The sequence below is a fragment of the Lachnoclostridium sp. An76 genome (assembly GCF_002161355.1).
GTDB lineage: Bacteria > Bacillota > Clostridia > Lachnospirales > Lachnospiraceae > Mediterraneibacter > Mediterraneibacter caccavium.
The window spans coordinates 451,051-469,948 of the sequence record NZ_NFHL01000001.1 but is presented as its reverse complement, the minus strand read 5'-3'; the positions used below and the strand labels follow the sequence as shown (position 1 = coordinate 469,948).

The 18,898-nt window shown below is 53.2% G+C and carries 15 protein-coding genes; all 15 read left to right on the top strand.

The genetic code is table 11. The features are described 5' to 3' along the window. The first annotated feature begins 28 nt into the window (after window positions 1–28). The 15 genes from B5G27_RS02155 to gltX all read left to right on the top strand — a co-directional run bounded on the left by B5G27_RS02155 (window position 29) and on the right by gltX (window position 18,851). Window positions 29–796 carry an ABC transporter ATP-binding protein gene (locus B5G27_RS02155; RefSeq protein ID WP_087177335.1) on the top strand — a complete coding sequence of 256 codons (768 nt, stop codon included), beginning with the start codon at window positions 29–31 and terminating at the stop codon, window positions 794–796. Then, window positions 789–2,783, top strand: coding sequence for an ABC transporter permease (locus tag B5G27_RS02150; RefSeq protein WP_242958201.1), 1,995 nt, complete (start codon window positions 789–791; stop codon window positions 2,781–2,783). The genes B5G27_RS02155 and B5G27_RS02150 overlap by 8 nt, the downstream gene beginning before the upstream one ends. A 289-nt stretch (window positions 2,784–3,072) precedes the next feature. After that, on the top strand, window positions 3,073–3,831 hold the full coding sequence (locus B5G27_RS02140) for a hypothetical protein (RefSeq protein ID WP_087177333.1): 759 nt from the start codon (window positions 3,073–3,075) through the stop codon (window positions 3,829–3,831). Between the two features lie 18 nt (window positions 3,832–3,849). After that, a complete protein-coding gene (locus B5G27_RS02135; protein WP_087177332.1) occupies window positions 3,850–4,296 on the top strand; it encodes a GNAT family N-acetyltransferase in 447 nt (148 codons plus the stop codon). Window positions 4,297–4,433: 137 nt separating this feature from the next. Beyond that, entirely contained in the window at window positions 4,434–7,727 is a 3,294-nt protein-coding gene (locus B5G27_RS02130) for a DUF5717 family protein (protein WP_087177331.1), read from the top strand. Window positions 7,728–7,742: 15 nt separating this feature from the next. Continuing rightward, complete coding sequence (locus tag B5G27_RS02125; RefSeq protein ID WP_087177330.1) at window positions 7,743–9,026, top strand: DUF5716 family protein; 1,284 nt, start codon at window positions 7,743–7,745, stop codon at window positions 9,024–9,026. Continuing rightward, complete coding sequence (locus B5G27_RS02120; protein WP_087177329.1) at window positions 9,001–9,768, top strand: hypothetical protein; 768 nt, start codon at window positions 9,001–9,003, stop codon at window positions 9,766–9,768. The genes B5G27_RS02125 and B5G27_RS02120 overlap by 26 nt, the downstream gene beginning before the upstream one ends. A gap of 121 nt (window positions 9,769–9,889) precedes the next feature. Then, entirely contained in the window at window positions 9,890–10,696 is an 807-nt protein-coding gene (locus B5G27_RS02115; protein ID WP_087177328.1) for a transporter substrate-binding domain-containing protein, read from the top strand. A 36-nt stretch (window positions 10,697–10,732) separates the two neighbouring features. Continuing rightward, complete coding sequence (locus B5G27_RS02110) at window positions 10,733–11,413, top strand: amino acid ABC transporter permease (RefSeq protein WP_087177327.1); 681 nt, start codon at window positions 10,733–10,735, stop codon at window positions 11,411–11,413. A gap of 12 nt (window positions 11,414–11,425) precedes the next feature. Further along, window positions 11,426–12,211: an amino acid ABC transporter ATP-binding protein gene (locus B5G27_RS02105; protein ID WP_087177326.1), complete on the top strand. Its 786-nt coding sequence runs from the start codon at window positions 11,426–11,428 to the stop codon at window positions 12,209–12,211. Window positions 12,212–12,225: 14 nt separating this feature from the next. Then, the gene (gene purF / locus B5G27_RS02100) at window positions 12,226–13,659 is read left to right on the top strand and encodes an amidophosphoribosyltransferase (protein WP_087177325.1); all 1,434 of its coding nucleotides are present in this window, start codon (window positions 12,226–12,228) and stop codon (window positions 13,657–13,659) included. A 219-nt stretch (window positions 13,660–13,878) separates the two neighbouring features. After that, window positions 13,879–15,312, top strand: coding sequence for an adenylosuccinate lyase (purB, locus tag B5G27_RS02095; RefSeq protein WP_087177722.1), 1,434 nt, complete (start codon window positions 13,879–13,881; stop codon window positions 15,310–15,312). Between the two features lie 144 nt (window positions 15,313–15,456). Then, window positions 15,457–16,473, top strand: coding sequence for a leucine-rich repeat domain-containing protein (locus B5G27_RS02090; RefSeq protein ID WP_087177324.1), 1,017 nt, complete (start codon window positions 15,457–15,459; stop codon window positions 16,471–16,473). A gap of 134 nt (window positions 16,474–16,607) precedes the next feature. Continuing rightward, on the top strand, window positions 16,608–17,348 hold the full coding sequence (locus B5G27_RS02085) for an SIR2 family NAD-dependent protein deacylase (RefSeq protein WP_087177323.1): 741 nt from the start codon (window positions 16,608–16,610) through the stop codon (window positions 17,346–17,348). 27 nt (window positions 17,349–17,375) lie between these two features. Further along, entirely contained in the window at window positions 17,376–18,851 is a 1,476-nt protein-coding gene (gltX, locus tag B5G27_RS02080; RefSeq protein WP_087177322.1) for a glutamate--tRNA ligase, read from the top strand. Window positions 18,852–18,898: the final 47 nt, after the last annotated feature.

Sequence of the window (18,898 nt, the reverse complement as noted above, 5' to 3'; positions counted from 1 at the left end):
ATAATAAAAGACAGGGAGGAGATCAAAGATGACACTGCTTGAAGTGAAAAACCTGAAAAAAATATATACCACAAGATTCGGCGCAAGCCAGGTGCAGGCGCTCTCAGATGTAAGCTTTTCTGTGGAGAAGGGAGAGTATGTGGCGATCATGGGGGAGAGCGGGTCCGGGAAGACTACGCTGCTCAATATCCTTGCCGCGCTCGACAAACCTTCCGGGGGCACGGTCCTGCTGAACGGCAGGGACATGAAGGGGATCAAAGACAGCGAGCTGGCTGCATTCCGCAGGAAGAACCTGGGATTTGTCTTTCAGGAGTTTAACCTGCTGGATACATTCTCCATTGAAGATAATATCTACCTGCCCCTTGTCCTTGCGGGAGAAAACTACGGGCAGATGAAGGAAAAGCTGGACCGCATCGCAGGCAGGCTCGGGCTTACGGGACTTCTGAAGAAGTTTCCCTACGAAGTCTCAGGCGGGCAGAAACAGAGGGCGGCAGTGGCAAGGGCTCTGATCACGCGCCCTCAGCTTATCCTGGCGGATGAGCCGACCGGGGCGCTGGATTCCCGTTCGTCAGATGAGCTGATGAAGCTGTTTTCACAGGTCAACCGGGAGGGGCAGACGATCCTCATGGTGACGCACAGTGTCAAGGCGGCCAGCAGCGCGGGCAGAGTGCTCTTTATCCGCGACGGCCAGGTGTATCACCAGATCTACCGGGGGAATCTGACGGACGAGGAGATGTACCAGAAGATCGCTGCTACGCTGACAGTCCTGGCGACAGGAGGTGAGGTGCGTGAATAAGGTATTTTATCCAAAGCTTGCTTTTCTGAACCTGAAGAAAAACCATAAGACCTATGTGCCCTACCTGTTTACATGTATCCTGACTGTTATGCTCTTTTATGCCCTCAGCGCGATCGGCATGAACAGCGGGATGGAGCAGATAAGAGGGGGAACATCGATCGGTACGGTTATGGAGTGGGTGACAGCGCTTACAGGAGGTTTCTCGCTGATCTTTCTGTTCTACACGAACAGTTTCCTCATCAAACAGAGGAAAAAAGAGCTGGGGCTTTACCAGGTGATGGGCATGGATAAGAAAAACCTGAGCCTGATGATGCTCTGGGAGACGCTGATCACCGCGGTGGTCAGCCTGGGAGCGGGACTTCTTCTCGGCCTGGCGCTTGGGAAGCTTCTGTTTCTTATTTTCCTGAAGATCATACATTTCCCTGTGCCGCTGGATTTTGCGGTGGAGCCGGAAGCGCTCTTACAGACAGTCCGGCTGTTCCTGGCAGTATTTCTTATCAACCTTCTCTGGAATCTGTTCCGGGTGGCGCGTTCCGGGATCACGGAGCTGGTAGGGGCCTCCCGGGCGGGGGAAAAAGAACCACGGGGCAAATGGCTCCTGGCGCTCCTTGGGCTGGCGTCGCTTGGCAGCGGTTATTATATCGCCCAGACAGCGGATTCGCCGCTGAAAGCAGTGAATGTGTTCTTTTTGGCGGTGATCTTCGTCGTCATCGGGACGTATCTGCTTTTTATGACAGGCAGTATCGTGCTCTTAAAGGCGCTCAAAAAGAATAAAAACTATTATTATAAGGCAAAGCATTTTACGGCTGTGTCCGGGATGCTCTACCGGATGAAGCAGAATGCGGCGGGGCTTGCCAATATCTGTATCATGAGCACGGTCGTGATCGTAGTGCTGTCTGTATGTGTCTGCCTCTATGCCGGGATCGAAGACTCTATGAAGAACCAGTTCCCGAAGGATGTGTCCGTAGGCATTCCCGACGGCTCGGACGAGGCCAGGACAGAGGCTTCACGCCTGATCCGGGAGACCGCAGAGGAGACCGGGGTAAAAGTGACGGGAGAGCTTGGGTACCGGTCCTTCCTGCTCCCGTGTATGCTCAGGGGCGATACGGCGATGTTCGGCAATGCGATGGACTATGGGGATGAGGAAGGCTTTACCGACTCGTACCGCGGCATGGTTTTGATCCCTCTGGAAGATTATAACGCAGTGACCGGCGGGGATGAGACTCTCCAACAGGGGGAGGCGCTGATCTACGCGCCGGAGGATGAGTATGCATATGACACGATCCTTCTGGGCGATGTCCCGTACACGGTGAAAAAAGTGCTGGATAATGTGTCTCTTGTGGCAGATGGCACGATGTCCAGTGTAGTGGGGATGTTCTATGTGATCCTTCCGGATGTAAACTCCGTGGATTCGCTGGCGCAGGAGTACGGATTCTCTTCCGAAGAGCTGAATCATGCGGGATATGATGCATGGTTTGACCTGGAAGGGGACGCCGGGGATAAGGAAAATATGGTCAGGCTGCTCGGGGAAAAGCTTGCGGAGGAGAACCCTGGTTCCTATGTCCAGTATAAAGAAGACTACCGGCAGTCTACCTATGTAATGAACGGAGGAGCCCTGTTTATGGGGATCTTTGTAGGAGCTCTCTTCCTCATATCTACAGTGCTGGTCATCTACTACAAGCAGATCTCAGAGGGGTATGACGACAGGGAGAACTTCCAGCTCATGCAGAAAGTGGGCATGGACAGAAGAGAAGTGCGGCGGACCATCCGCAGCCAGATCCTGGCAGTATTTTTCCTGCCTCTTCTGGGAGCCTTTCTCCATGTGGCGTTCGCCTTCCGAGTGATGACCATGCTGCTGGCGGTCATGTATGTGCTGAATGTGCCCCTTTTCCTTGCATGTACTGCAGGAGTAACGGCAGTGTTTACGCTGTTCTATGTGGTCGTGTATCTTCTGACATCCAGGGAATACTACCGCATTGTGCGCTAAATATAAACCGTTCAGCCTGCGCGGTCCGGGAAAACGCACTAACTAACCTGCCGGTACAGGGAGAGCAGAACGAGGAGATCTTTGGCGATGCTCTTGGTACATCAGCGGACAGCATGGATCATCTGAAGGAGATCAGTGCTTTTGTGCCGGAGACGCCGGAGACTCCCCTCACTGTATCTGTACAGGAAAAACGGCTGGAACCGTATACGTCCCTGTCAGGACAGGGACTGCCTATACCGGGGAGAGCTGGGAGAGGGGCAGCGATCCGAAAGCAGTCCTTTCAGAAGATATGCCGGGGTTCCTTGAAGACTGCCTGATGCTGCCGGGAGGGCTGGACCGTCTGGAAGAATTGTGTAAATACTGGGATACAAGTTCAGATGAAGCAGTGGGAAGGCAGATCGATGAGACGTTTGAAGCGATGGCTGTCTACGACACTGCTCCCGGATCTGTGCCGGAAGAATCTGCGTTTGAACAGGCAGAGGACGGCACATGGGAGGCACAGGTCGAAGGCAGCATGGGGCATGCGTGGTGCCAGGTGTATGAGGGTGCGGACAGAGGCTGGGTAAATAAAGAACACACGCCGGCAGCCCCGGGAAACGGGAGTGCGGCGGAACCGATCCGGGAACCGGCGTCAGGGCAGGAGACTGCGGACTCGGCAGAGGGAAACGGACTTCCCGCGATGTATGGAGGCGCTGTAAAGCTGGCGGGGCTGGCCCGGAGAACCGCTTCCCGCCCGGAGAACAGGAGAAAGAGCCGGGTAAAGAAAGAGAATGTGGACGTTTTTGGAGAAGAAGGGCTGGAACTGCTGAAAAAGGAGTGCCCGGAGGTCAGTTCAGAGGAGTGGGACTGGTTTTATGAGCAGGCAATGCGGGCTCTTTATTATCATCCGGACGATGGCAGCAAGGCGCGGGAGAGGGCACTGCGTCTGTATGGGAAGTGCGCGGACGCTGTCCTGGAGCAGATGACGGCAGGCAGACGCCTGCTCTGCCGGTATATATACGATATTTCTCAGGGGAACGGGAAAAGTGTGGAAAAAGAGAAAAAATGACGACAGGGAGAGGAAAAGATGATACGCAGATTTACGGAAAATGACAGAGAAACATATATTGAGATGGCAGGGGAATTCTACCACTCGGATGCAGTGCTCCACCCGATCCCGGATGAGTATTTCGCAAGGACTGTGGAAGAGGCGCTCCGGTCGGACTCCTATGCGGAGATTTTTTTGTTCGAGTGCGGCGGAGAGACGGCAGGGTATGGCCTGACCGCGAAAACCTTTTCCCAGGAAGCGGGAGGATATGTATGGTGGATCGAGGAAATTTATATCCGGGAAAAGTTCCGCTCCCGCGGACTGGGCAGGGAATTTTTCCGCTATCTGGAAGAAGAGAAAGGCAGGGATGTCACCCGCCTGCGCCTGGAAGTGGAGGCAGACAATACGCGGGCTGTCTCTCTCTATGAAAGGCTTGGGTATGAGGTGCTGGATTATGTGCAGATGGTGAAGGATGAGACAAAATAAGTATATTGCATACTTGTATACAATGCATGGGAAATTCTTTGAATACACCGTTGCAAGAACCTGTCGAACAATGCTATAATCCAAAGTAGCGTACTTTTGCCTTCGGGCAGGAGAAGAATTGTGAGTAGGTGACTGATTTGAAGAATAAGATCAAGCGATTTGCCAAAGGGGATTTCCACATCCCGCAGCCGGAGATCATCTTCCCGGAGACGCGGATCATCATGCGTGTCGGCGAGGGAGAAAAATACAGGGGGAGCTTTTCGCTCCAGAACCAGGGGGAGGGGACCATCCGCGGACTGGTCTATCCCTCCTCTTACCGTGTCCACTGCGACGAGCAGGGGTTTGACGGCAATCCGGTCAATATCTATTATACATATGACGGCAGCGGCCTGATGCCGGGGCATGTGGAGCACGGCAAATTCACGATCGTCTGCAACGGCGGGGAATATGACGTGGCGTTTACCGCTATCATCGAGAAACCTTTTGTGATGACAGGCTATGGCAAGATCCAGAGCCTGGAGGATTTTAAGAAGCTGTCTTTCCGGGATGCGGCTGAGGCGGTGAAACTGTTCCGCTCCAGGGATTTCTACGAGATCCTGAAGTATGAGGACAGGCGGATCCAGGCGCTCTATGACAATATGCGGAAGTGGGAGCTGGACCAGCAGGCACTGGAAGAATTCCTCGTGGGCTGCAAGCAGAAGGAGAAGATCTTCCTGACCCTGGAGGAAGAGAGCAGGGCGTTTATCTCTCTGACAGAGGCGCGGAAAGAGACGTTTACGATCAAGAAAAATACATGGGGATATCTGGAGATCGATGTGCGCACGGAGGGGGAGTTCCTGTCCGTGGAACACACGAAAGTTACTACAGAAGAGTTTATCGGAAACTCTTACCGGCTGGAGTATTTCCTGGATGTGGACAAACTCCATCAGGGAAGCAATTTCGGCAGGATCATCCTGGAGTCCCCTTATGAGACGCTGACCTATGAGGTCGTGGTGGAAAAGGATGTAAAGAGGGATGAGGAGCATCGCGCCAATGACCGTGAGTTCGCGGGGATCATCCGCAACTACCTGAAATATGAGAGCGGGAAGATGGAGCTCTCTGACTGGGTGCAGGAGGCGGTAAGGAGGATCAGCCATCTGCGGGATATGGATCCGAGAAATGAATTCTACCTGCTTTTCCATGCGCATATCTGCCTGATCGGGGGGCAGACGGACGAGGCAAAGTGGCTCCTCGAGTCCTACAATTATAACCGGTTTGCCATCGGCAAAGATGTGGAGCTCAGCTCGTATTATCTCTACCTGACTACATTCCTGTCCAGCGACACGATCGGACAGCGGAAGGTGGCGGAGGAGCTGTCCAGGACTTTTATGAAACACCCGGACAGCTGGAAGATCCTCTGCATGCTCGTGGAGGTAGACCCGGAATACAAGATCTACAGTGAGAGGCTGCGCGCTCTGGAGAAGCAGTTCTATGAAGAAAAATCCCACAGCATCTGGTTCTATCTCCAGGCGTTCAAGTGTTTCCGGGATAAGAGCTCGTCGCTTAAAAAGCTGGGAGAATTCGAGGTGCGCGTGCTCCTTTTTGCAGTGAAGCATAAGCTGATGACGCGGGAACTGGCTCTTTATACCGCGAACCTGGCGAGCCAGATGAAGGTGTTTGACCGCCATCTCTATGATGTCCTTGTGCTTTCGTATAAGATCTACCACGAATCAATGATCCTGACATCCATCTGTACCCTGCTCATCAAGGGAAACTGTGTGGACAGAGAGTATTTTAAATGGTATCAGAAGGCGGTTGAAGCTGAACTGAAGATCGCGCAGCTCTACGAGTACTATATGGCCTCTGTCGTGCCGTCACAGTTCCACAAATCTCTGCCCAGGTCTGTGTACCTGTATTTCATGCACGGCAATAACCTGGACTACCACAAATGTGCATTCCTGTACTCCAACCTGATCACTTATGAGGATGAGTCCAGCGAGATCTATGCCCATTACCGGGATGAGATGGAGGCGTTTGCGTGGAACCAGCTCGACCGCAGGAATGTGGACGAACAGCTCCGCATTATTTACAAGCGTTTTGTGGTCGAATCCGCGATGAACCCGGAGAGGGTGAAGGCGCTGTACGATGTGTGCCATGCCTACTGGATCACAACGAAAGTGCCGAATATGAAGTATATCCATGTGATCGCGGAGGATGGGACGATCACACAGAAGGCGCCGTATACGGAGAACGGAGCCCGCGTATTCCTGTATGCAAAGACAGACCGGCTCGTCTGGGAGGCGAAAGACGGGCGGCATTATACGGATTCCATCCCTTATGAGAGCAAACGGCTTTTCTATGAGCTCCGCTACATGGATATGTGCAGAAAATATATCAATGGCCTGCGGCGGAACCGTGAGGAAGAAGAGACCCAGGAACTGACTCTGGACGTAGTCCGCGAAAAAGGGCTGGAGAATTATACAGAGGATGAGATGCTCGGGCTGTGCAGCAGGACGATCCGGGAGAATAATTACGAGAATGACGACTTCCTGACTTATGTGTGCTTTGAACTGTTTAAGAAACAGCAGTATGACAAAGTGATCCTGACTTACCTGGCAAATTATTACTGTGGGGCGACTCCGGATATGAAGATGCTCTGGAGAGAGGCGCGGGATTATGAGGTGCACACCCACAAGCTGGCAGAGCGGATCCTCACGCAGATGCTGTTCTCGGAAGAACTGTTCCAGGAGGCGCAGATCTTTGAGCAGTATTACGCGGAAGGAGCGTATTTCCGGCTCCAGGAGGCGTATCTTGCCTATGTTTCCAGGGAGTATGTGGTGGAAGAGCGCAAGATCGGCAGGAGTGTGATCGATATCATCTGCAGGGAATATGAGAAAGGCGAGAATACCATCGATATCTGTAAGATCGCGGTGCTCAAATATTATTCGGGAAGAGAGTATAACGCGCAGACCCGCAAGACTTTGAAAAAATTCCTTCAGGAACTGTGCGGGAAACAGATTTATTTCCCGTTCTTCCTTTCTTATGAAAAGGACTGGCTGATCGAGCTGCAGCTCTGGGACAAGACACTGATCGAGTACAAAGGGCAGAAGGGCAGCAGGGTCATGCTCTATTACCAGCTCCAGAAAGGCGGAGAGGAGCAGGCGGATTATTCCACGGAGGTGCTGACTCCGATGTATGAAAACCTCTATGTGAAGAAATTCGTTCTTTTTGCCAATGAGAAATTGAAATACTATTTTAAAGAGACCATAGACGGTAATTCCTACCGCAGCGATAAAGAGTCCTGCGTGCGGGAGACAGAGCCCGGAGAGCAGGGCAGGTACGGAAGGCTCAATGACATCCTCATGGAGACCGGCAGCAGGGAGCGACGGAAGAAGATGCAGGAATATGCTCTGGAGGATGCGGCGGCGAATCATATGTTCACACAGGAATAAGGAGGGTGTCTTTCCATGGGACAAGGCAGTATCATCGGTTATGAAATAAATGAAAAGACATGCCAGATCAGTTTTTATAATGACCAGGAGCTGGAACCGGATACACTGGAAGTGGATTCGGACAATTACCAGATCCCGCTGATCATCGGGAAGCTGAGGGATACATGGGCGTACGGCAAGGAGGCGAAGCGGCTTGTTACGATCAAGGAAGGGTTCACTGTGACAAGGCTTTTGAGCAAGAGCCTTGCCGGGGACAAGATCGAATTCGGCGAGGAGACATATGATGCAGTCTGGCTTCTCTCCCAGTTTATCCAGATGTCGCTCCAGCTCTTCCCGGAGATCGAGGGGATCGTGTTCACTGTGCCCGCTCTTACGGAGGAGCTGGCGCAGATGCTCCGTGGGATCGCGGTGCGCATGAATATCGACAAGAGGCATATCTTTATCCAGGATTATAAGGAGAGTTTCTGCAATTACCTGTTTTACCAGCCCAAGGAATTGTGGCAGTACGACGCGGCGCTCTTCTGCTGTGACCGCAATGAGATCCGGGCGTATATGCTGAGGCGTCTGCGGCCGGGCCTGGGCGGGGGCAAGACTACCTTTGTCACAGTGGACGAGGTGGCGAGCGCACACATGAAGGAGCTGGCGGCAGTCTACCCTGTGCTGAATGAAGACAAAGCAAAAGAAGCGGATGCCATGTTCTGCAAGTTTATTGAGAGTGTGTTCGACAAGCGGATCGTATCATCAGTATTCCTTACAGGAGAGGGCTTTGAAAATAACTGGTATCCCAAAGCTCTCCGGGTGCTCTGTAACGGCCGGCGGGCATTTATCGGGAATAATCTGTACAGCAAGGGCGCCTGCTATACCGCGTACCGGAAGCTGTTCATGCATATCGAGAACCCGGTCTATCTGTCGGATGATAAGCTGACAGACCAGATCACGGTGAACATGCGGGTGGACGGACAGGAGATGTGGTATCCGATCGTTTCCTGGGGAGCGCACTGGTATGAGTCCAACAACCAGTGGGAAGTCCTCATGGAGAATGTGGAGGATATTGAATTCCACATCGAATCACTGATCCAGGGGAATGTGAGGACAGAGAAGATCTCTCTTGAGAAATTCCCGAGGCGCGCGGAGTATTCTATGAGGCTCCAGATCGAGACACTGTTCCTGGACGAGAAGACATGTAAGATCACAGTGCGTGACGCGGGATTCGGAGATTTTTTCCCGCCCACGGACTTCCATGAGGAAAAGATCATACATTTAGGAGGCAATGATGGGAAATTTAATTCTTTGTCATGACAGACATGCAGCGCATCCATATGAGATCACGAGGATCCACAGCAGGATCTTTACGATCGAGGAGCTGTGCTACTATCTGTGCAACAATCTTTATCTGATCGATTATACGATCATGAACGAACAGCTCTGTGACTGGCTTGACGAAGAACTGGGCATGGAGGAGCTGGCGGGAGCGCTCAGGGATGTGCTGCGCCTGCGCGGCTCGGTGGAAAAGTTCGTGCTGACGATCCTCAAGGCCTCACGCATATACCGGGAGCCGGAGATGATCCGCATCCAGAACGTGCTGGAGCACCTGAAAAATCAGAAGGACATCGAACGCCAGAAGTTCAAGGGAGACAACCTGTTGGAGAGCGGGGAGCTGGAGGAGGCGATCCTTGTATACCAGGCGATCCTGAACCAGGAGAAGGATGAGACTGTGGACGATAAGTTCTACGGCAGGATCTACGCGGGGCTGGGCGCGGCATATGGAAGACTTTTCCTCTATCAGGAGGCGGCGCGAATGTATGACAGGGCTTACCAGATGTGCGGGGACAAAGCTCTGCTGAAGCCTTATCTGTATGCGTCTTATAAATATATGTCACTGGAAGAATACCATATCCTGATCACGAAGAATGAAGAGTATATGGAGATCAACGCCCAGATGCGGCGGGAGCTGGACGAGATCAGGAGAAGCATGCCGGCGGAGGTGGACGCGTCTCTGATCGAGAAATGGAAGAGACAGCACAGGAGAAGCCATGCATAATGTGTTTGACACAGTCTTCCCCCTGTGTTAGAATGCAAGGGTAACTTTACCGTGGTACAGTGACTCATTGGTAGAGAAAAAAAGCAAGAAGCCGGGTTTCCCGGCGAGGGAGGATATCATCATGAAGAGAAAAGTATTGAGCGTGCTGCTCTGCGCAGGCCTTGTTGTTTCTATGATGGCAGGATGCGGTTCGAAGGAAGATTCCGGTCAGGGATCCGAGGCAACGGATATGGAATATGTCAAAGACAAGGGAACCCTTGTCGTGGGTATTACGAACTTTGAACCCATGGATTATAAGGATGAGAGCGGCGAGTGGATCGGCTTTGACGCGGATCTGGCAAAGGCGTTTGCGGAAAGCCTTGGCGTTGATGTGGAATTCGTTGAGATCGACTGGGACAACAAGATCCTCGAGCTGGACGGAAAGACGATCGACTGCGTGTGGAACGGGATGACCCTCACGCCGGAAGTGACAAGTTCCATGGACTGTACAGACGCTTATCTGGCGAATGCGCAGGTTGTCGTAGTTCCGTCTGATGTGGCGGACCAGTATCAGGATGAGGACAGCCTTGCTGACTTAAACTTTGCCGCTGAGGCGGGAAGCGCCGGAGAGGCGGAGCTTGAGGCAAGAGGGCTTAATGTCACACCTGTGACCGCACAGGCTGACGCGCTGATGGAAGTAGCGGCTGGTACATCTGACGCAGCAGTCATCGACCTGCTGATGGCAGCTGCAATGATCGGTGAGGGCACGAGCTATGAAGACCTTACATATACAGTGCACCTGAGCAGCGAGGAGTATGGCGTAGGCTTCCGCAAGGAATCTGACCTGAAAGAGGAACTCAACAAATTCTTCGATACATGCTATGAGGACGGCACGATCCAGGAGCTTGCAGAGACATACGGCGTCCAGGATATGCTGGTCACAGAGTAAGAAATAAAAAGACAGTTTTACGGACGGAGTTATGCCATGACATTTGCAGAACAGTTTCCTATTGTTATACAGGCGCTGAACACGGGATTTTTACAGACCTTAAAGCTGTTTTTCGTGACCCTTCTGGGAGCGATCCCGCTGGGGCTCATCATTTCCTTTGGGTCCATGTCCCGGTTTAAGCCGTTAAGCTATTTCACAAAGATCATTGTATGGATCATCAGGGGGACCCCTCTGATGATCCAGCTTTTGATCATTTATTTCATGCCTGGGCTCATGGGCAACAATATCTGGGGCGGCGGTGAGAGCGGACGCTTTCTCGCGGCTTCCATTGCGTTCATCTTTAACTATGCCTGCTATTTTTCGGAGATCTACCGCGGAGGGATCCAGGGAGTGCCGAAGGGGCAGGAAGAGGCAGGGCTTGTGCTGGGCATGACGAAGAGCCAGATCTTCTTTAAGATCAAGCTCCTTCAGATGGTAAAAAGGATCGTGCCTCCGATGTCAAACGAGATCATCACGCTGGTAAAGGATACCTCGCTTTCCCGCATCATCTCTCTCCAGGAAGTCATTTTCGCGGGTCAGTCCTTTATGAAAGGAAATATGGGGATCGCGGGCGTGATCTGGCCTTTGTTCTTTACGGCAGTGTACTATCTGATCTTTAACGGCATCCTGACTGTCCTTCTGGGACGGCTTGAGAAAAAACTGGAGTATTTCAGATAGGAGGCGGGACATATGGCGATTTTGGAAGTACAGCATGTAAGCAAGAGTTTCGGACATACGGAAGTATTAAAAGATATCAGTTTTTCGCTGGAAAAAGGAAAGGTGCTCTCCCTGATCGGATCTTCGGGAAGCGGCAAGACAACCCTCCTGCGGTGCCTGAATTTCCTTGAGAGACCGGACGGTGGTGTGATCCGTGTGAACGGAGAGACGCTGTTCGACGCAGGGGACCGGGCGACGATGCAGGAGAGCGAGATCAGGAGGAAGAGGCTCCATTTCGGGCTGGTGTTCCAGTCTTTCAATCTGTTCCCCCAGTATACGGCTCTCCAGAATGTCATGCTGGCAAAGGAACTCCTGGAGAAGGAGAAGCCGGACTATAAAGCGGGGAAAAAGGAGATCCACGCACAGATCGAGGCGGAGGCAAGGACTCTCCTGGACCAGATGGGTCTGTCAGACCGGGTGGATAATTATCCCCACCAGCTCTCCGGCGGACAGTGCCAGAGAGTGGCTATCGCCAGGGCGCTGGCGCTGAAGCCGGATATCCTCTGCTTTGACGAGCCGACCTCAGCGCTCGATCCGGAGCTGACAGGGGAAGTGCTCAAGGTGATCAAAGGACTGGCGGATCAGGAGACGACGATGATCATCGTGACCCATGAGATGGCATTTGCCAGGGATGTGTCCAGCCAGGTGATCTTTATGGACGGCGGCTGCATCATGGAGCAGGGCACTCCGGCGGAAGTGTTTGAGGATCCGAAGGAAGAGCGCACAAAACAGTTTTTATCACGTTTTACAAATCAATAAGGAGCGGGATCTAAATGACAGCATATGAACATATTACCACAGGAACAGGAGAGGAATGTGGGGTCTTTGGAGCCTATGACATGGATGGACGCGACGTTGCTGCGTCCATCTATTATGGGCTTTTCGCCCTCCAGCACAGAGGGCAGGAGAGCTGCGGCATCGCAGTGACTGATACATTCGGACAGAGAAAAGTGCTTTCAAGGAAAGGGCTCGGGCTCGTCAATGAAGTCTTTGACGAGGAGGAGCTGGCAAAGCTGAAAGGCAATCTTGGAGTGGGCCACGTCCGCTACTCTACGGCGGGCGGCACAAGGGTGGAGAATGCCCAGCCCCTTGTCATCAATTATGTAAAAGGGACCCTTGCCATCGCGCACAACGGGAATCTGGTCAATGCAGTGGAACTGCGGCATGAGCTGGAATACACGGGCGCCATCTTCCAGACGACCATCGATTCTGAGGTGATCGCCTACCACATCGCGCGGGAGCGGCTGAACACAAAGACCGCGGAGGAAGCGGTGAAAAATGCCATGAAAAAGATCCGGGGCGCCTATGCCCTTGTAGTGAGCAGTCCCCGCAAAATGATCGGGGCCAGGGATCCGTTCGGCCTGAAGCCGCTCTGTATCGGGAAAAGAGAGAATACCTATTTCCTGGCATCCGAGAGCTGCGCTATCGCGGCTGTGGATGCGGAGTTCGTAAGGGATGTGCAGCCCGGGGAGATCGTGACGATCACAAAAGACGGGATCGCCTCGGATATGAGTATGGCGCTCCCGGAGGAACAGCATGCGAGATGCATTTTTGAGTACATCTACTTCGCGCGAACGGACAGCACCATCGACGGGGTGAACGTCTATCACGCGCGCATCCTGGCGGGGAAAGCGCTGGCGGAATCTTATCCGGTGGACGCGGATCTGGTGGTGGGTGTGCCGGATTCCGGGCTGGTGGCTGCGAAAGGGTATTCCGAGCGGTCGGGCATCCCTTACGGAATGGCATTCCACAAGAACAGTTACGTGGGAAGGACATTTATCAAGCCAAAGCAGAGCGACCGGGAGTCCAGCGTGAAGATCAAGCTGAACGTGATCCCGGAGGTCGTAAAAGGGAAGCGGATCGTCATGGTGGACGACTCCATCGTCAGGGGGACTACCTGCGCGAATATCATCAAGATGCTGAAAAATGCCGGGGCCACGGAAGTCCACGTCCGGATCAGCTCCCCGCCGTTCCTGCACCCGTGCTATTTCGGTACGGATGTGCCGTCGGATGAACAGCTGATCGCCCATTCCCACACGCCGGAAGAGATCAGGAAGATGATCGGCGCGGATTCCCTCGGGTATATGGAAGTCGCGAAGCTGAAAGATATGGTGGGAGACCTGAACTACTGCGATGCCTGCTTTACGGGGGATTACCCCATGGAAGTCCCGGGGCGCGACATCAGCCACGCTTTCGAGCAGATGTAAGGCAGGGAAAAACAGTCCACCTGCGCCGTTCGGAAAACCGCACAGCCTGATGGCTGAGCTGTTGCATGGCAAGAAAGTGTTGCCTGATGGTCGCGGGGATGTTACTATAAAAGGCGGACAGATCCCGGCAGATGCGCGGGATGGGGCCGGAAAAGGACCGGCACGCCTGGCAGACACAGGGATCAGGATAAGTATATGAGGATAAAGGAGATCAGGAATATGTCAAATGACCGTTATGTAAGCCCTCTTTCCGAGCGCTACGCAAGCAGGGAGATGCAGTATATCTTTTCACCGGACAAGAAGTTCCGCACATGGAGAAGACTGTGGATCGCGCTTGCGGAGACGGAGAAGGAGCTTGGGCTCAATATCACAGACGAACAGATCGAAGAGCTTAAAAGCCACGCGGATGATATCAATTACGATGTGGCGCGTGAGAGGGAAAAAGTCGTGCGCCATGACGTAATGTCACATGTCTATGCTTACGGCGTGCAGTGCCCGAAAGCGAAAGGGATCATCCATCTGGGAGCCACATCCTGCTATGTAGGGGATAACACAGACATTATCATTATGTCTGAGGCTCTGAAGCTGGTGCGCAAAAAGCTGGTCAATGTGATCGCGGAGCTGGCGAAATTCGCAGAAGAGCAGAAGTCCCAGCCAACCCTTGCGTTTACCCATTTCCAGCCGGCCCAGCCGACGACGGTAGGCAAGAGGGCGACCCTGTGGATGCAGGAATTTGCCATGGACCTGGAGGATCTGGACTATGTGCTCGGCAGCTTGAAGCTCCTGGGATCAAAGGGGACGACAGGCACCCAGGCAAGCTTCCTGGAGCTTTTCGACGGCGACCAGGAGAAGATCGACAGGATCGATCCCATGATCGCGGAAAAGATGGGCTTCAAGGCGTGCTACCCGGTATCCGGGCAGACATATTCCAGAAAAGTGGATACAAGGGTGCTGAACATCCTTGCCGGGATCGCGGCAAGCGCTCACAAGTTTTCAAATGATATCCGGCTGCTCCAGCACTTAAAAGAAGTGGAGGAGCCTTTTGAGAAGACCCAGATCGGTTCATCCGCCATGGCATATAAGAGGAATCCGATGCGCAGCGAGCGTATCGCATCCCTGTCCCGCTATGTGATGATCGACGCACTGAACCCGGCGGTCACATCCGCGACCCAGTGGTTCGAGAGGACGCTGGACGACTCCGCGAACAAGAGGCTCAGCGTGCCGGAGGGATTCCTCGCCATCGACGGGATCCTGGATCTGTGCCTGAACGTGGTGGACGGGCTTGTGGTTTACCCGAAGGTGATCGAGAAGCGCCTGATGTCTGAGCTTCCGTTTATGGCGACCGAGAATATCATGATGGATGCGGTAAAGGCAGGAGGCGACCGCCAGGAGCTCCACGAGAGGATCCGGGAGCTTTCCATGGAAGCCGGAAAGAACGTAAAAGAAAAAGGCCTGGAAAATAACCTCCTGGAGCTGATCGCTGCGGACCCGGCGTTCAACTTAAGCCTGGAAGACCTGAAAAAGACCATGGATCCCGCAAAATACGTAGGACGCGCAAAGGAACAGGTGGATGCGTACCTGAACAATGTCATCTATCCGCTGCTCAGGGAAAATGAGGACGAACTGGGGATGAAGGCGGAGATCAACGTCTAGTACAGGCGGAAAATTTCAGAAAAAGCGCAAAGGAATGTTGCAGGGGATTGCGGCATTCCTTTTTCTCTGATACCTTATCCTGAGAAAATCAATGGAAAATTTTTCCAGTGTGTAAGTTGTGGTGCAGAAAGGAAAGGGATCAAAATGGAGTGGTGTGAAAAGATTTACGGGGAGTGGAGATCAGCAGAAGGGCTCCGCAGGCTGGAACGTACTGCGGCTGTCTTCATCCTGCTCCTGCTTGCTGTTATCGGCATAAAAGACGGGTACGCCGGATTCCCGGTAATGGAGGGAGAATATTCTGCTGATCCGGAAGCAGGCGCGGCAGGAAGCGCTCTGTCAGGAGACAGGACAGCGCTGCCGGATATGATCCCGGCAGCCGTGCCAGGAGCAGATGGAATCCTGTCCTCGGTTATGGGAAATGTGTTTGAGAGTATTCCCGGAGAACTTCCGGTGGAACCGGAAAAAGATGTGACAGCTGAAGCCGGGACAGCAGAGGTCCTGACAGAGGCCCTGATCCCGGAAGAACAAAATCCGTCAGTGCCGGAGATGTCCCTTCCGGAGACAGCAGTCCCTGTCCTGCCGGAGGAGGGGACAGCGCCGGATGTCCCTGCAGAAGGCCTCCCTGCAGAAGACCTGCCGTCAGAAAGTATTCCGGAAGAGAGTGTGCCGGAAAACAGCCCTGAAAATATTAATGGATTTCTTGTAGATACAGAGGGGATGATCTGCGGGATCGCAGACACGGGCGTGATATCGGAAGGATATCTTGTCCTTCCCGCCGAAGGATGTTCAGGTATCAGGACATCAGCTTTTGCAGATGTCCCGGAACTGATCACAGAGATTTATATTCCCGGGAATATCACTCGGATCGAAGAGGGAGCATTTGCATGTCTCCGGAGCCTGGAATGGCTGGAGGCAGAAGGATCGGACACCTGTTTTACAGAAGACGGTGTATTGTTCTCAGAAAACGGAACCTGTATCCTAGGATTTCCGTCTGCGAGGACAGGCAGCTATAAGGTGCCGGACAGAGTAACCAGATTCGCGGCGGATGTATTTGCAGGAGCGCAGATCGAGACTCTGGACGCTGTTGGATGCAGCCTGACAGATACAGGGAACCTGCCGTCATCCATCCGGCTGCTCCAGTCCGGGGACCTGGCAGGCTGATTTTAGTGAGATATGCGGAAACACACTGTTTTCAGGCATCAGTTGTTTGTTGAAGAATCCTCCGACATGTTCTATAATACCATGTATAGGAACACGCAGTGCCGGACATGATGCGGCAGAAGGGAGGGAACTTTATGAGAGAGAAAAATATACTCCAGATACTCAGGGACAGCAGATATACAGTCGTGCTGACCGGCTCGGGGATGATGGTGGAGAGCGGGTATCCGCTCCTGCGCGACGGGGATGAATCCTACGAGATCGAGAAGAAATACGGCTATTCATTTGAAGAGATCTTCAGCAGCGGATTTTATTCCGCACGCAAAGAGCTGTTCTTTCGCTTTTATAAAGAGGTCATCCTGAAAGCGGCGGAGGTCCCGCCGGGAAAAGGCTTCCTTATGCTGAAAAAGCTCCAGGACCACGGCCTGGTGGACGCGGTCATCACCCGCCGCATCGCGGGGCTGGAAGACCGGGCGGGATGCCGGAATGTGATAAATATGAAGGGCACGGTCTTTGACAATGTGTGCCCGTCCTGCGGAAGGCATTACCCGGCGGAATATGTCAGGGATTCAAAGGGTGTTCCTCTGTGTGAACAGTGCCTTGTCGCCCTGCGCCCGCAGGTATGCCTGATCGGCGAGATGATCGACAATGGCATCATGACACGCGCGGCAGGCGAGGTGGAGAAGGCGGATGTGCTCCTTGTGCTCGGGGCAAGCCTGAATACGCCTCTGTGCAGCCAGATGCTGCAGTATTATTCGGGCACGAACCTGATCCTTGTGACAGGGTCAGAGCACTACACGGACCAGAGAGCGGATTTCATCGTATACGGAAGATGTGATGATTTCCTTGAACGCCTGGCGGAGGAGTGCGAAAATTAAAATACAGACCAGGATTGGAGAAAAAAGATGAGTAACAAAGTAAGGACGAGATTTGCTCCCAGCCCGACAGGGCGCATGCATGTGGGAAATTTAAGGACAGCGCTCTACGCGTATCTGATCGCAAAGCACGAGGGAGGAGACTTCATCCTCCGTGTGGAGGATACGGACCAGGAGCGCTTCGTAGAGGGAGCGTTGGATATCATATACAGAACCCTGGAGAAGACCGGGCTGAAGCATGATGAGGGCCCGGACAAAGACGGAGGTTACGGCCCCTATGTACAGAGCGAGAGGCAGGCTTCCGGGCTGTACCTGAAGTATGCGAAACAGCTTGTGGAGCAGGGCGATGCATATTACTGCTTCTGCGACAAAGAGCGCCTGGAATCGCTGAAAACTTCTGTGTCGGATGACGGCACGGATATTGTTGTCTATGACAAGCACTGCCTGGGACTGAGCAGGGAAGAGGTCGAGGCAAACCTGGCGGCGGGAAAGCCGTGGGTCATCCGCCTGAATGTCCCGAATGAGGGAGAGACGACTTTCCATGACGAGATCTACGGGGATATCACAGTGCCCAACAATGAGCTGGATGACATGATCCTGATCAAGTCGGACGGGTTCCCGACATACAATTTCGCGAACGTGATCGATGACCATCTGATGGGGATCACTCACGTGGTGAGAGGAAATGAATACTTATCCTCCGCGCCGAAGTACAACCGTCTCTACGAGGCCTTCGGATGGGAGATCCCGGTGTATGTGCACTGCCCGCTCATCACGGATGAAAACCACAAGAAGCTGAGCAAGCGCTGCGGCCATTCCTCCTATGAGGACCTGATCGACCAGGGGTATGTGTCAGAAGCAGTGGTCAACTATGTGGCGCTGCTGGGCTGGTGTCCGTCCGACAACAGGGAGATCTTCTCTCTGGAAGAGCTGGTGGAGGCGTTTGATTACCGCCATATGAGCAAGTCCCCGGCAGTCTTTGACACAGTGAAGCTGAAATGGATGAACGGCGAATATTTAAAGGCAATGGACTTTGACCGGTTCTATGAGCTGGCAGAGCCCTATATCCGCAGCACGGTCACAAAAGATTATGACCTGAAGAAGATCGCAGCGCTCGTCAAGACGAGGATCGAAATCCTCCCGGACATCTGCGCTCAGATCGACTTCTTCGAGGAGCTGCCGGAATATGACAGTGAGCTTTACAGACACAAAAAGATGAAGACAGACCCGGAGAAAGGGCTTGCCCTTCTCGAAGAGGTGCTGCCGCTGCTGGAAGCTCAGGACGACTACAGCAATGACGCGCTCTTTGAGATGCTCAAAGCGTTTGCGGGAGAGAAGGAGTATAAGATCGGCTATGTAATGTGGCCGCTGCGCACCGCTGTCTCAGGCAAACAGAACACTCCGGGAGGCGCCACAGAGCTGATGGAAGTGTTCGGAAAAGAAGAGTCCCTGCGCAGGATCCGGGAAGGGATCGCAAAGCTCAGCCGGGAGATCCGGGAAGCGTAGAAAAGGCGGAAGGACAGGGACAGCAGATACAGACAGAAAGGAAACAG